We start from the raw sequence: 12,568 nt of genomic DNA, 5'->3' as shown, positions 1-12,568 counted from the left end.
TCTCGCGCCCAACGGGGATTTCCGCCAAATCGGCTATGAGTAACAGTTACCATGTCGTAAGAGCGGGTGAAGGATGATGTCGTAGGCGGGGCGATGCGACTCCGGACCGGTTTGTCCAAATCCCGACACGCTTGCGTACACGAGCGCAGGATTCAGTTCGCTCACCTGCGCATAAGCGATTCCGAGCTTGTCCGCGACGCCGGGCCGGAAATTCTCGACCACCACATCCGCGCTCGCGCTCAATGCCTGCGCGAGATCGCGGCCCGCGTCGGTTTTCAGATCGATGACGATGCTTTGCTTGTTGCGGTTCATCGCTGCGAAGAGACCGCTTTCGCCATCGGCGAAGGGCCCCACCAGGCGATAGTCGTCGCCCGTGGGCGGCTCGATCTTGATCACTTCGGCGCCGAGGTCACTCAACAGCGCGGTGCAGAAAGGCCCGGCAAGTACGCGTGAAAAGTCGACGACGCGCACGCCGGCGAGCGGGAGGTTGGGAAGGTCCAAAGCGAACTCCTTTGTGAAATCAGGTCCGGACGATCGATCGACTGCGTGTTGCCGGTGCCTTGTACGTCTTACGGAAACGCGGGTCGCACTGCAGGCCGGATCGACATCCGATGGCCCGATTTTCGGCATCCCAACCTATCAAGTAAAATATTGGAATAAATTAGGACGTATAGGATTTATTGATGCATATCTCCTTGCGGCTTCTCCGCTATTTCGCGGCTGCAGCGGAAACGGGCAGCACGACGGCGGCCGCGAAACAACTGAACGTTTCGCAGCCGTCCATCTCGGTGGCCATCCGTGAACTGGAAACGCTTTTCGAAGAGGCGCTGTTTGCGCGCGAATCAGGCGCGAAGATGGCGTTGACGCGCTTTGGCGTACGCAAGCTCGCGGAAGCGCGGCAACTGCTGACCGCCGCTGCTGCCTTCGAAGCGGACGATAGCGGCGATGCCGCATCGGGCGAAGTGCAGATCGGCGTCTTCACGACGCTCGCGCCGGTGTATCTGCCCGTGCTGCTGCGCATCGCACGAACACGCTTTCCGAATCTCGCGGTTCGTTTCGTCGAAGGCGATCTGGTCCAACTTGAGGACTGGCTTCACAGCAGCCACATCGAACTCGCGCTGACTTACGACGTCGGGTTGCCGTCCGATATCGATCGCGAATGTCTCGCTGAACTGCGTCCATACGGGCTGGTGCCTGCCGGCTCGCGGCTCGCTAAAGCGCGCGGTGGATTGTCATTGCACGAACTTGCGAAAGAGCCGCTCGTCCTGATCGATCTGCCGCACAGCCGCGAGTTTCTGATGGCGCCTTTCTGGCAATACGGGCTGTCGCCGGAGGTGCGCTACAAGGCGACCTCGCTCGAACTCGTGAGGGGCATGGTCGCGAACGGGCTGGGCGTGTCGCTGCTCATCACCCAGAGCGCAGCGGCCGCAAGCACCACCGGCATCGTCGAACGGCCCATTCGCGAAGAGACGATCCGGCAGCCTCTCGTGATCGCGCGCTCGACGAGGGCGTCGCGCACGGGCGCGTCAGAGTTGCTCGCGGGCTGCATCCGGGATGCGGTCAGGGAGGCAATGACCGCACATGCAGGGCGGACGCGGGGAAACAGAACAAGGTGAAACCCGGCGGCGCTCGCGGGCACTTCACCGCTCTTCGCGCTCGCGCCTCTTCGTCACCAGAAAATCGATCAACGCCCTGAGCTTCAGCGGCATCTGCGCGCGGCTCGCAGTGTACAGATAGAACCCCGGAAACGACGGGCACCATTCGCCCGAGCACACTGACGAGGCGGCCGTCCTCGATCTGTTCGCTCACATAGTCGTCGATCACATGCAGCAGACCCACGCCGTCCTCCGCCGCCCGCACCATCGTCCGCAGATCGTTGGTGACAAAACTCCCCTGGGTCTCAACCTCGAACACCCGCTGTGCGTCGCCGGGTGGTGCGAATTCCCATCGATAGATCCCGCCGCTGGTTAAAAAGCGGTAGCGCAGGCAGTTGTGTGCGACGAGATCTTCCGGTGTCTCGGGTTTCGGAAAGCGCTCGAAATACGCTGGAGAACCGACCACTGCCATCCGGACCTCGCCGGAAAGCGGAACCGCAACCATATCCTGCGCGACACGCTCGCCAAGGCGAATACCAGCGTCGAAACCTTCGCCGATCAGATCGGCCAGGCCGTCATCGAGTGCCAGTTCCAGCCGGATGTGCGGATACGCGAGCGTGAACTCCGCGAGATGTGGCAGCACCAGCAACTCGCTCGCCACTCGCGGCAGATTGATGCGCAATGTGCCGGCAGGATGATCGCGCGCCTCGTCGAGCGAATCGAAGGCGGCGTCGAGCGCCGCCAGCGCGGGCCGCACGCGCTCCAGAAACTGCGCGCCTGCTTCGGTAAGCGCGACGCGACGCGTCGTCCGGTTGAAGAGCCGCACGTTGAGTTGCGTCTCCAGCGCGCGAATAGTCTGCGACAGCGCCGACGGCGACACGCCCGTCTGCCCCGCCGCATGCGTGAAGCTCCCATGCCGGGCCACCGAATCGAACGCCATCAATGCGGGTAATTGCGCGGGATCCATACGATCTCCATTCTGAAGTCCGGCTTCACAATCCATTCAGACAGAGCGGATTTTTCCACAGAAAGACTGGGCGCACTATACGTCTATCGCCGCGTCACCTCGCGGATTTTCGGGACACCTTCAAGGAGACAGCCATGACGATGAACCGCTATACCCTGCTCGGCCGCTCAGGCCTGCGCATAAGCCCGATCTCGCTCGGCACGATGACCTTCGGCACCGAATGGGGTTGGGGCGCGGACGAAAAGACCGCCCAGCGCCTGTTCGATCTCTACATGGACGCGGGCGGCAATTTCATCGATACCGCCGACCTCTACACCGACGGCACGAGCGAGAAGTGGGTTGGAAAGTTCGCCGCGGCGCGCGGCTTGCGCGACCGTCTGGTGATCGCCACCAAGTACAGCTACAACGCCGAAAGCGGCAACCCGAACGCGGGTGGCAATCACCGCAAAAACCTGATCCGCGCGCTCGACGGCTCGCTGAAGCGCCTCGGCACTGACTACATCGATCTGTACTACCTGCACACGTGGGACCGCGTGACGCCGGTGGACGAGGTGATGCGAGCAATGGACGACGCCGTGCGCGCAGGCAAGATCCGCTATGTCGGCCTGTCGGATACACCGGCATGGTTCGCGGGCCGCGCCCAGACACTCGCCGACTGGCGAGGTTTCGAGCCGGTCGCGGCGATGCAGCTCGAATACTCGATGATCGAACGCAACGCGGAAAACGAATTCGCCGACCTCGCCGCCAACCTGGGGATGGGGCTCGTGCCCTGGAGCCCGCTCGGGATGGGTGTGCTGTCGGGCAAGTACCGACCGTCGCAAGGTAACCTCGCTGGTAACGTGTCCGGTAGCGGGCGCCTCGCAAGCCTCGCGAGCGCGCCGCCTCCGGGTTTCGACAAACTGACCGGGCGCAATTTCAGCATCGTCGCAGAACTGGAAGCCGTGGCGAACGAAGCCGGCCGGCCGATGGCACAGGTCGCCCTGAACTGGCTGCACCAGAAGCGCGGGGTGTCGAGCATCATCGTCGGCGCGACGAAGCCCGAGCAGTTGCAGGAGTCGCTCGGCTCGCTGGACTTCACGCTTGCGCCAGAATTCGTCGCGCGCCTGGACGCGGTGTCGGAACCCGCACGTCCTTTTCCGTACTACATGTTCGCGGACGGCCACCAGGCCCGCATCCACGGACAGGTCGAAGTGACCGGCAAGCCAGCCAGCTATGATCGTCCGGTACGCGTGCCCGCTCCGGCTCCGGCTCCGGCTGAAGCGCGCACCGACGAGACGCGCTAGCGATGCCACGCGTCCGATCGACACATTGCCGGTGTACACGGGGCTGCCCGCCGCGTCCCGCAGGAACGTCTGCGGGCGGTCCTTATAGTGGTTTTCCCAGTGACCGAGCGTGAGCATCGCGTCGACGCGGTCGGTGAACGCGTAGCCCATCCGCACCGTTTCGCTCAGTTGCTGCGTGCGCTCCAACATCTGCGGGCCGACGATCACGCGTGCCAGGCCGTTCGGTCCGAAGTCGCGCGCCGCACCCGTGACGGGCACCGCCGGCCCGAGCTTCGGGTCATACGTGCTATTCGGACTCGCGTACTGCAGCGGCTGGCTGTCGTTCTCGAGCCGGTCGAGTGTCAACGAATACCAGAAGCGGCCGATGCGGTCTGCGAGCCGCGCCGACTGACGATTGCCGCCGAAGCTTTTTGCAAAACCGTACGGGTCGTTGTAACGCTGCGTGAAAAACTGCGTGTCCAGCGACGCCTCGAGCTTCTCTGGCTTCCTCGTCGTGATCTGCACGGTCGAGCCGAGCAGGTTCGACAGCAGCAGCCCGTCGGCATACACGAGACCGCGAGCGCTTTGCAGCTCGTTGAAATGGCGGCCGGCCAAAACTGAATTGCGATCGCCGATGAAGCGCTTGCGCACCATCGGATTGGGCGCGTACTTCAAGGCGCCTTCGGTATTGACGATATTGCGAGCGTCGATTTTCGAACGATTGATCGTTTCAACGACGGCTGGCGTATCCGGTGCAAATGCCGAACGTGCGGCATTAACCGTAACTGCCTGCAAAGTATTCGCGCTCGTCAACGGGATAGCGGAATCACTCGTTATTAAAAAATCAGGGGCTGTCTGTTCGCCCCACGCAGTTTGAATGGCGAACGCCGCCGCGTATGCGACCGAAAGCGGTCGACGCGCGGACAGCGCAGCGAATGCGATGCGCATGAAGAATCATGAAAACTTGATCGAAGACATCGCGCACGACGAACACCAACGCCTGCGCTCAATGGCGTTAAAGGCGTGAGTGAGGAACGTGCAGCGACGTTCCGTGCGCCGCGAGAGGCGCAGCGCACGGACGGGCAAAGAGCTTCAGATCAGCGTCACAGGCGGGGCGCGTGGTTGCGCGACGCGCACGCTGCGCCGCACAAAAACCGGCGCGACCTCGAATACCCGCACGTAGGCAGGTGTTGAGACTGGTGCGGCAAGTAGCGGAAAACTCGAGCCGAGCGCGAAGTTCTCGGCGAAGCCCGGGCAGTAGACACAGTGCGGAGCGACGCGATGAGGCGCGGAGGCGCCGTCGTCCTTGTTGTCTCCATTGAGATCGAGGACGACATTCTGTGCGCCGCCGTCGTGGCAGCTCGACGGTGAGCGGACCCTGCGCGGTTGCGATGCGCGCATAGCCGATGACGGGCGCCAGTACATTGAGTACCAGCGCCAGCCATACGAGGCCGATCCAGCGCGTCGTCGAACGTTTCATCGCGTCTCAGGGAAAAGTGAGCGCGCAGTACAGCAAGCGTCCGATAACGCGGTATCTATAAGGTGAATTGCAGGCAATCGTTAAATTCTATTCAAGCGCTATCAAAACGAACAGTAGTGTGCCGTTAAAGCAACAATGAAACGACGAAACCGATAGCGCAGCTTCGCAGCACTGGTGTTAAACGAGGACCGAGGCAGATAATCGATTCGTAAAGGAGAAGATCATGGATAACAAACCGCCAAGAATTCCGACCCCCGACAAGGTAATGTGTCCGGATCCGGAACCCTCAGGCGTTGAGTTCCTCGGGGCTGAACTGCCGGAGCACGTCCGCGCGTTTTTCGACGAACAACGCAAGTCGTGCGAGCAGAAGTAACGTTGGTGCTTGTGACGTTTCGCGAAACTCCGCGATGCCGGCGTGGTGATGCTGGTCGCGTGGAGGCATTGCGTTGAACACGCGTGTGCGGGCGTCGATCGCCTGAGCATCGCTGAATCCGGCAGGATTCGGCAGCTGTAGCGTTGCCTGCCTGCTGCCGATATGCAGTACCTGGTCTATTCTTCTGCTTTTCCTGTTGCCGCCATCTGGCCAAGTCCCTTGCCCATGAAACTCATGACTAGCGCTGGCGCGCTATGCGCCGCGGCGATTGCGACTGTGCTTGCCGTCAATCCGCTTCCCGCATCCGCCGACGGTGACGATACCGCCCTCACCAACCTCATCGCACTTGCCTCGCAGCGTCTCGCACTGGCTGAGCCTGTCGCCCGCTATAAGTGGGCGAATCACCAGGACGTTACCGACACGCCGCGCGAAAACGCCCTGCTTGCCGACGTAGCAAAACGCGCGAGCGCGCTCGATGTCGACCCGGCATTCGCACGAGCGTTCTTTCAGGATCAGATCGATGCGAGCAAGGAGGTGCAAAACGCGCTGTTCGAAGCGTGGCGCAACGGCCAGCCGCCCACGGGCGCAGCACCCGATCTGGCCACGAGTACTCGACCTCAGCTTGACCGTTTGACGCAGGCGATGGTGGCCGGACTCGCGCGCGTGCAGCCATTGCGCACCGCAGCGGATTGCCCGTCGCGGGTGGCGCAGGGTATCGCGAACTGGAAATCGTTGACCCGCTACGACGCCGCACATTCGAGCGCGCTCACGCACGCGCTCGGCCACGTCTGCGAATCGGGTGGAGTAGGCGCGACCGGTTAAGCGACGCTCCCAGCACCTGCGACGGTTGGCAACGCTGCGCTCGCCGGCGCGCTCAGCGGCGTCGCCTGAAGGCCGCGGGCCAGATGGGTTTGCAGGATCCGGTACGTCGACAGCTCAAACGCGCCGGCGATACCAGGCACAAGCAGGGTCTCAGCTTCCTCCACGGACGACTCGCTGCCGAGGTATTGCCACCGGTGGACGACGTGAAAAACGGCCGTCCGCAGTTCGGCATCGCGCTCTTCAAAGGCGACCGGTCCAGCGAACGGCCACGGCGCGTCCATCGGGTCGCCTCTTCCGACGCGCGGCGCACGGTTGTGAAGCGGACGCAGCGTCGAGATCCATTGCGCCTCGGCGAGCAGCGCGCCCAGTTCACCGCCTGTCGCGAGCCATTCCACCCGCCGCACCTGCTGCGCGAGGCGCATGTCCTTTGCCGAGCGCCGTTCGGCAGTCAGATGCGCCCGTACTCGCTGACGCACCCGCACACTGCGTCCGACGTAGAGCGGCAGATCCTCTTCCCCGTAAAACACATAGACGCCGCAGCCGACCGGCGCGGTGTCGAGCAGATCCTCGGTGATATCGCCTGCAAGCTGGAAATAACGCGTTGTCCGCTCAATCTGCGCACGCAGCACATCAAGTGGCACGAGGCCATGCAGGCGCTGCCAGAACTGCCACAACAGATCGGCGTCGGCGAGCGCACGGTGCCGGTCGGACGGGACGAGCGCGTGGCGCTCGACCAGCGCGTCGAGGCCGTGCCGCTTTTCGGCCGGGAACAAGGCCCTCGACAACCGTACTGTGCACAACACATCCGGATTGAACGACATGCCGACGCGGGCAAATTCGCCGCGCAAAAACCCGCGGTCGAAACTGGCATTGTGCGCGACGAACAGCTTGCCCTTCAGACGCTCGAGCAGCGTCGGCGCGATCGCTTCGAACGTGGGCGCGCCGCGGACCATTGCATCAGTGATGCCGGTGAGCTGCTGGATGAAAGGCGGAATAGGTTGCTGTGGATCGAGCAATGTGCTCCACCGGGAAACACCTTGCGGCCCTACTTCAACGACGCCGACCTCGGTGATGCGTGCTCGCTGGTTGATCCACCTGTGGTTTCCAGGTCGACGAATGCAATGGGTACGTCAATTGCCGGGGTCGGCAAAAACTGTTGAGACATGAGAAATGCGGTTCCGGCGTGACTTTGGGCAAGTATGCACCAGTTACCACCCAGGCAGGAGCCAGGGGCGAAGTTTTTGTGGAGCCGCGGAGATTAACACCAGACACTCGTCCGGATTAATAATCATATACCGGAGATCAAGATTATATTGTTATTTAAACTACCCCAACGACGTCCGGTTTATCAATACAGCTGCCAGAATAATGCCCAGCATTTGAAGGATAACGCCGGCTCGCCGTATGCCCTTAACCGCACCGATCTGAAAAAACACAGGCGAAGGCGCCTTTACCGCCTCTGATACGTCCGCGCGCTCTTTTACAATCACAAAAAGGCCCTCGATCTGTCGAGGGCTTTTTCGGCTGCCGCAGCGAGGCCGCGCGGCGAGCGCCGCCTTACAGCGGACGGATATTTGCCGCCTGCTTGCCCTTCGGACCCGCTTTCACCTCAAACGATACGCGCTGATTTTCCTTCAACGACTTGAAGCCTTCCGCGCGAATTTCCGAGAAATGCGCGAACAGATCTTCGCCGCCCGTATCCGACGTAATGAAGCCAAAGCCTTTAGCATCGTTGAACCATTTGACGATACCGGTTTCCATATTCCAGTTTCCCTCGAGATTTTAATCAAAACGGGCAACGCCCTTATGCTGATTGCGATACTGCATTCCATTACTGAAAGTGCGCGAAAGCGCTATTCAGCATAACGCACGGCACTCGAAATTCAGCATTGCCGTTATACGGGGAACAAAGAGCGGCCGTCAAGCGAATTCTTCGAGGCAACCCGGCGAATTTTACGATAAACCAATATGGAGTGACTGCCTGGTTAAAACCGCGCAAGCCATTCAAACAGGTCAACATTACGTTCGGACGAGTTTGTTTCAGCGATACAGGAAATATTTACCATATATGTAACAAAGAGTGTCTTTCGTAAGTGTTTATACTGGTTGTTCATGTAATGCATTCACATCAAGATGCGAAACAGCAGTACGCAACGGGAGATTGTCATGTTTCTTGGTGAGTTCGGCCGCCTGACCAGCTGGCTTTTTCATTCTCGTGAGTCAACGGCATCATCCGGCGCTGAGCCTGAGAAGGCGACATCTGCATTTGAGTTCGATCCCATGTGGCATGGCGATCACTGGCAGAACCTGCTGTCTTCCCCTATGGACGCCCGACACTACGTAATGGAAGATTGGAGCGTGTCCTCCGGCTTCGAGCTGGCCGCTGCAAACCCGACAGCCAGCGACGGCTAGCAGGGTAATCATGCCCCTGAACGCGAGGGGCAAAAAAAAAGCGCGGCTGGAAGGCCGCGCCGACAAAGGTTTGGAGATCTTTTTCGTCAACGAAAAAGTCTGCTTTGGAAAGCAGAACTTTTAGTATAGCGCCCAGTGGCCTGACGATTGGCAACAGTAACTGCAACCATCTATTTCATAAACAACAATAATCATCCCGAAACCGAATCCTGCGTCGTATTTATGCATTATGTGTTGTAGTAATTGCGCAACACCGTAAGGTTGACATCACCCTCGCCACCCCCGCCGAACTCGCCGAAGCCGTTACCAGTAAGGCTCCAGGCGCAACTCCCCATCATTTCCGATCGCGTAATACTCTATTGCGGTTTTCGGAATGTCTGCCCCCTGAGCACGTCTCTACACTGCGCTGTCTGGAAACGAACGCGCTGATTGTATTGGCGCGTTTTCACGTGAATTTCGCCTCTCGCAGCGTTGCGTGATTGTTTCCCTGAAGCCTGGGTTTCCAAAACCCATCCTGTTCTCGGAGCTACAAAGATGAAAAAGACACTCATGGTCGCGGCCCTGTCGGGCGTTTTTGCTACGGCTGCTCACGCGCAAAGCAGCGTCACGCTGTACGGCCTGATCGACGCCGGCATCACCTACACGAACAATCAGGGCGGCCACGGCGCCAACTGGCAAATGACGAGCGGCTCGGTGAACGGCAGCCGTTTCGGCCTGCGTGGCGCTGAAGATCTCGGCGGCGGTCTGAAGGCTATCTTCACGTTGGAAAACGGCTTCGGCATCAACGACGGCACACTGAAGCAAAACAGCCGCCTGTTCGGCCGTCAGGCATTCGTTGGCCTGGCAAGCAATGACTTCGGTGCGGTTACGCTCGGCCGTCAATACGACAGCATGGTTGACTACGTCGGTCCGCTGGCACTGACCGGCACGCAATACGGCGGCACGCAGTTCGCGCACCCGTTCGATAACGACAACCTGAACAACTCGTTCCGCGTCAACAATTCGGTCAAGTACCAAAGCGTGAACTACGCCGGCTTCAAGTTCGGCGGCATGTACGGCTTCTCGAACGACGCAGGTAGCTTCGCGAACAACCGCGCATACAGCGCCGGTGCTTCGTACACGTGGGGCGGCCTGAACTTCGCAGCGGCATACCTGCAACTGAACGGCGGCGGTTCGACGAACACGTCGGGCGCAGTGTCGGGCGACGCCACGTTCGCGGCTAACCGTCAACAGACGTGGGGCGCTGGCGTGAACTACGCATTTGGTCCGGCAACGGCTGGCTTCGTGTACACGCAAACCAACCTGAACGGCCTGACGGGCATCAACCCGTCGGCTAGCGGCCGTGCATCGCTCAGCGCCCTGCCGAGCAACAGCGCCCGCTTCCAGAACTTTGAAGTCAATGGCCGCTACGCCCTGACGCCGGCCCTGAGCGTGGCTGCTGCGTATACGTACACGCGCGCAAGCCTGGAAGGTGTCCGTCCGAACTACAACCAGTTCAACCTGCAAACCGCCTACGCGCTGTCGAAGCGCACGGACGTGTACCTGCAAGGCGTCTACCAGCGCGTGAACGAAGGTTCGGGCATCGATGCAAACATCAACGGTCTGGGTTCGAGCGCTGCTTCGTCGACGAACAACCAGGTTGCTGTGACGGCCGGTCTGCGTCACCGCTTCTAAGCTGCAGGCAGTATCCGCAGAATCAAAAGGCGCCGCTTGCGGCGTCTTTTTTATTGTTCCCGGCGTCCACATTCGGGCAGCGACACGATGGGACGGTCCTCCGTCAGACAGGTGTCGTGCAAGCCACCTGAGGAGCCGCGGTGTGACAAGCCCAGATCAGAAAGACCGGTTATCCAACGACCAATGGAACGTGGTCAGTCGTCTGTTCCCGTCGCCCGCAACAAAGACCACCGGCCAGCCAACAGCCGACGCCAGAGCCGTACTGGACGCGATTCGGTGGATCAAGCGGACGGCGAGCGATGGATCTACCACTCAGGCCTGCTCGATCAGGTTCGCGCGCTGCTCCGCACGGACAGGCATGCGCCCGCCGACACCGAAGCCCGGCCCTTCAAACCTTGATGCTGCTTTACGCTGCGGCCTCCGCAGGCGGATACCGCACGTCGAGTACGTCGATCGGTTCCGCGCCAGCCGGCGTGTGCAGCGTCACCTGATCTCCGATCCGCGCCTTCAGCAAAGCCCGCGCTACTGGCGAGATCCAGCTCACATGACCGCGATCCAGGTCAACCTCGTCTACGCCGACGATTGTCACGGTATGCACTTCGCCATCCTGCGTCGCGTAGTCCACGGTCGCGCCGAAGAATACCTGATCGACATTCTCCTGCTTGCTGCTGTCCACGACCTCTGCCAGATCGAGTCGCTTCGTCAGAAAACGGATGCGCCGGTCTATTTCGCGCAGACGCCGTTTGCCATAGATGTAATCGCCGTTTTCCGAGCGGTCGCCGTTCGATGCAGCCCATGACACCAGCTTCACCACCTCCGGCCGCTCCTCGTCGATCAGATGCAGCAGTTCGTCACGCAGACGCCGGTAGCCAGCGTGTGTAATGTAGTTCTTGGTGCCCGCAGGTATCTCGGGCTGTGCGAAGTCGAGATCGTCGTCCTGATCCTCGGTCGATTCTTTGACAAAAGCTTTGTTCATGGTGCATCAACGCGGCAAACGCCCGTCCATCAAGGGTACATATCAGAATAATGGGACAAATCCGCGTTTGTCGCTTCCCTTTTTTTGAAGCTTTGCTATAATCCCGGTTCTGCGTGCGGCTGTAGCTCAGTTGGATAGAGTACTTGGCTACGAACCAAGGGGTCGTGGGTTCGAATCCTGCCAGCCGCACCACTTATTCGAGGGCCTTCTTCCGGGAAGGCCCTTTCGTTTCGAAGAGTTTTGCCAGATTGTAAGCAGTACCGGTTTTGCGTGCGGCTGTAGCTCAGTTGGATAGAGTACTTGGCTACGAACCAAGGGGTCGTGGGTTCGAATCCTGCCAGCCGCGCCAGCTTTGAAGAAGGGCCTTCCATCCGGAAGGCCCTTTGTCTTTTGCGGCGCAGATTTTCCTCCCTGTGGCCCATCGTCGAACCAAACCCGGCGGCACAAGCGGGACTCAGCGCGGCGCAGACTGAATATCGCCGATCCGGCCATCGGGCGACGGCGGGTCTTCGAACGAAGTTGACGCTCTCTGCTCACCAATCGGCTCTGCCCGCGTGCCAACCAGCGATTGCGACTGGCGCAGCACGTCCGGAACGGCGTCGCCGAAGCGACTCGCTACAAACGCCCGCAGCAAGGCAGTTCTCAACGACTCGCCACGCCCTTCCACCGTCCGATGCCCTCCCTCGAAGGCAGCAACGCAATGCACCACGCCTGGGTGTACGCGTTCGCTTAGCTCCAGTCGCTGCGCCCGCTCCAGCACGACCGCCGCAGCTTCCCACGACGTCGAAGGCGTAAAACGGCCGTCCCATGGACGCCCTCGGTCGCTGCCGCGGATCGCGACTGTCCGGCCGCTGTCGGTAAAGTGGATTTCACGCACGAAGTCATGCAGGCTACGGGCCACCCAGTAGTCGAGTGCAACGCCGGTCAGATCAGCTACGTTCATCGGGTTCACTCCAGGGCGAGTTGAAGAGCGTCGGGGTGCTGCAAAGCAGCGAAAAAATGCGCCG

Annotated in this window: 11 protein-coding genes, 2 tRNA genes and 4 pseudogenes; 9 read left to right on the top strand and 8 right to left on the bottom strand. The window is 60.6% G+C overall.

Annotation, left to right across the window (positions count from 1 at the left end; all coding sequences use genetic code 11):
* Positions 1-69 precede the first annotated feature (69 nt).
* A pseudogene (locus B0G77_RS10350) lies at positions 70-501 on the bottom strand (CoA transferase); the annotation flags it as partial.
* 182 nt (positions 502-683) lie between these two features.
* Here B0G77_RS10350 and B0G77_RS10345 point away from each other — a divergent pair.
* Positions 684-1,616, top strand: coding sequence for a LysR family transcriptional regulator (locus B0G77_RS10345; RefSeq protein WP_133662051.1), 933 nt, complete (start codon positions 684-686; stop codon positions 1,614-1,616).
* Here B0G77_RS10345 and B0G77_RS10340 read toward each other — a convergent pair.
* Positions 1,561-2,562, bottom strand: coding sequence for a LysR family transcriptional regulator (locus B0G77_RS10340; protein ID WP_243750961.1), 1,002 nt, complete (start codon positions 2,560-2,562; stop codon positions 1,561-1,563). The two genes, B0G77_RS10345 and B0G77_RS10340, sit on opposite strands and share 56 nt — an antisense overlap.
* A gap of 134 nt (positions 2,563-2,696) precedes the next feature.
* On the opposite strand from B0G77_RS10340, the gene B0G77_RS10335 reads away from it, so the two are divergent.
* The gene (locus tag B0G77_RS10335; RefSeq protein ID WP_133662050.1) at positions 2,697-3,845 is read left to right on the top strand and encodes an aldo/keto reductase; all 1,149 of its coding nucleotides are present in this window, start codon (positions 2,697-2,699) and stop codon (positions 3,843-3,845) included.
* Between the two features lie 12 nt (positions 3,846-3,857).
* Here B0G77_RS10335 and B0G77_RS44155 read toward each other — a convergent pair.
* Positions 3,858-4,772: pseudogene (locus tag B0G77_RS44155) on the bottom strand (TonB-dependent receptor); the annotation flags it as partial.
* On the opposite strand from B0G77_RS44155, the gene B0G77_RS43120 reads away from it, so the two are divergent.
* Positions 4,702-4,851, top strand: coding sequence for a hypothetical protein (locus tag B0G77_RS43120; RefSeq protein WP_166656132.1), 150 nt, complete (start codon positions 4,702-4,704; stop codon positions 4,849-4,851). The pseudogene B0G77_RS44155 and the gene B0G77_RS43120 overlap by 71 nt on opposite strands.
* A gap of 65 nt (positions 4,852-4,916) precedes the next feature.
* Here B0G77_RS43120 and B0G77_RS10325 read toward each other — a convergent pair.
* Positions 4,917-5,304, bottom strand: a pseudogene (locus tag B0G77_RS10325) (DUF2946 domain-containing protein).
* A 223-nt stretch (positions 5,305-5,527) separates the two neighbouring features.
* On the opposite strand from B0G77_RS10325, the gene B0G77_RS43115 reads away from it, so the two are divergent.
* Positions 5,528-5,677: a hypothetical protein gene (locus B0G77_RS43115; RefSeq protein WP_166656131.1), complete on the top strand. Its 150-nt coding sequence runs from the start codon at positions 5,528-5,530 to the stop codon at positions 5,675-5,677.
* A 234-nt stretch (positions 5,678-5,911) separates the two neighbouring features.
* Entirely contained in the window at positions 5,912-6,499 is a 588-nt protein-coding gene (locus B0G77_RS10320; RefSeq protein ID WP_243751114.1) for a chorismate mutase, read from the top strand.
* On the opposite strand, the pseudogene B0G77_RS10315 reads toward B0G77_RS10320, so the two are convergent.
* Positions 6,496-7,664, bottom strand: a pseudogene (locus tag B0G77_RS10315) (exonuclease domain-containing protein). The gene B0G77_RS10320 and the pseudogene B0G77_RS10315 sit on opposite strands and share 4 nt — an antisense overlap.
* A 392-nt stretch (positions 7,665-8,056) precedes the next feature.
* Positions 8,057-8,260: a cold-shock protein gene (locus B0G77_RS10310; RefSeq protein WP_133662048.1), complete on the bottom strand. Its 204-nt coding sequence runs from the start codon at positions 8,258-8,260 to the stop codon at positions 8,057-8,059.
* A gap of 405 nt (positions 8,261-8,665) precedes the next feature.
* Here B0G77_RS10310 and B0G77_RS10305 point away from each other — a divergent pair, with 405 nt between their 5' ends.
* Both B0G77_RS10305 and B0G77_RS10300 read left to right on the top strand, forming a co-directional pair.
* Positions 8,666-8,911: a hypothetical protein gene (locus B0G77_RS10305; protein ID WP_133662047.1), complete on the top strand. Its 246-nt coding sequence runs from the start codon at positions 8,666-8,668 to the stop codon at positions 8,909-8,911.
* A 534-nt stretch (positions 8,912-9,445) separates the two neighbouring features.
* The gene (locus tag B0G77_RS10300; RefSeq protein WP_133662046.1) at positions 9,446-10,585 is read left to right on the top strand and encodes a porin; all 1,140 of its coding nucleotides are present in this window, start codon (positions 9,446-9,448) and stop codon (positions 10,583-10,585) included.
* A gap of 406 nt (positions 10,586-10,991) precedes the next feature.
* Here the strand turns inward: B0G77_RS10300 and greB are convergent, their stop codons facing one another.
* Complete coding sequence (greB, locus tag B0G77_RS10290) at positions 10,992-11,561, bottom strand: transcription elongation factor GreB (RefSeq protein ID WP_133662045.1); 570 nt, start codon at positions 11,559-11,561, stop codon at positions 10,992-10,994.
* Positions 11,562-11,676: 115 nt separating this feature from the next.
* On the opposite strand from greB, the gene B0G77_RS10285 reads away from it, so the two are divergent.
* Positions 11,677-11,753, top strand: a tRNA-Arg gene (locus tag B0G77_RS10285).
* Between the two features lie 80 nt (positions 11,754-11,833).
* Positions 11,834-11,910: transfer RNA gene (locus B0G77_RS10280), tRNA-Arg, on the top strand.
* Between the two features lie 105 nt (positions 11,911-12,015).
* Here the strand turns inward: B0G77_RS10280 and B0G77_RS10275 are convergent.
* Entirely contained in the window at positions 12,016-12,504 is a 489-nt protein-coding gene (locus B0G77_RS10275; RefSeq protein WP_133662044.1) for a phage protein NinX family protein, read from the bottom strand.
* Positions 12,505-12,568: the final 64 nt, after the last annotated feature.

It is taken from the genome of Paraburkholderia sp. BL10I2N1 (assembly GCF_004361815.1).
Lineage (GTDB): Bacteria > Pseudomonadota > Gammaproteobacteria > Burkholderiales > Burkholderiaceae > Paraburkholderia.
Note: the sequence above shows the minus strand (reverse complement) of the source record. Positions and strands in the feature narration are given on the sequence as shown.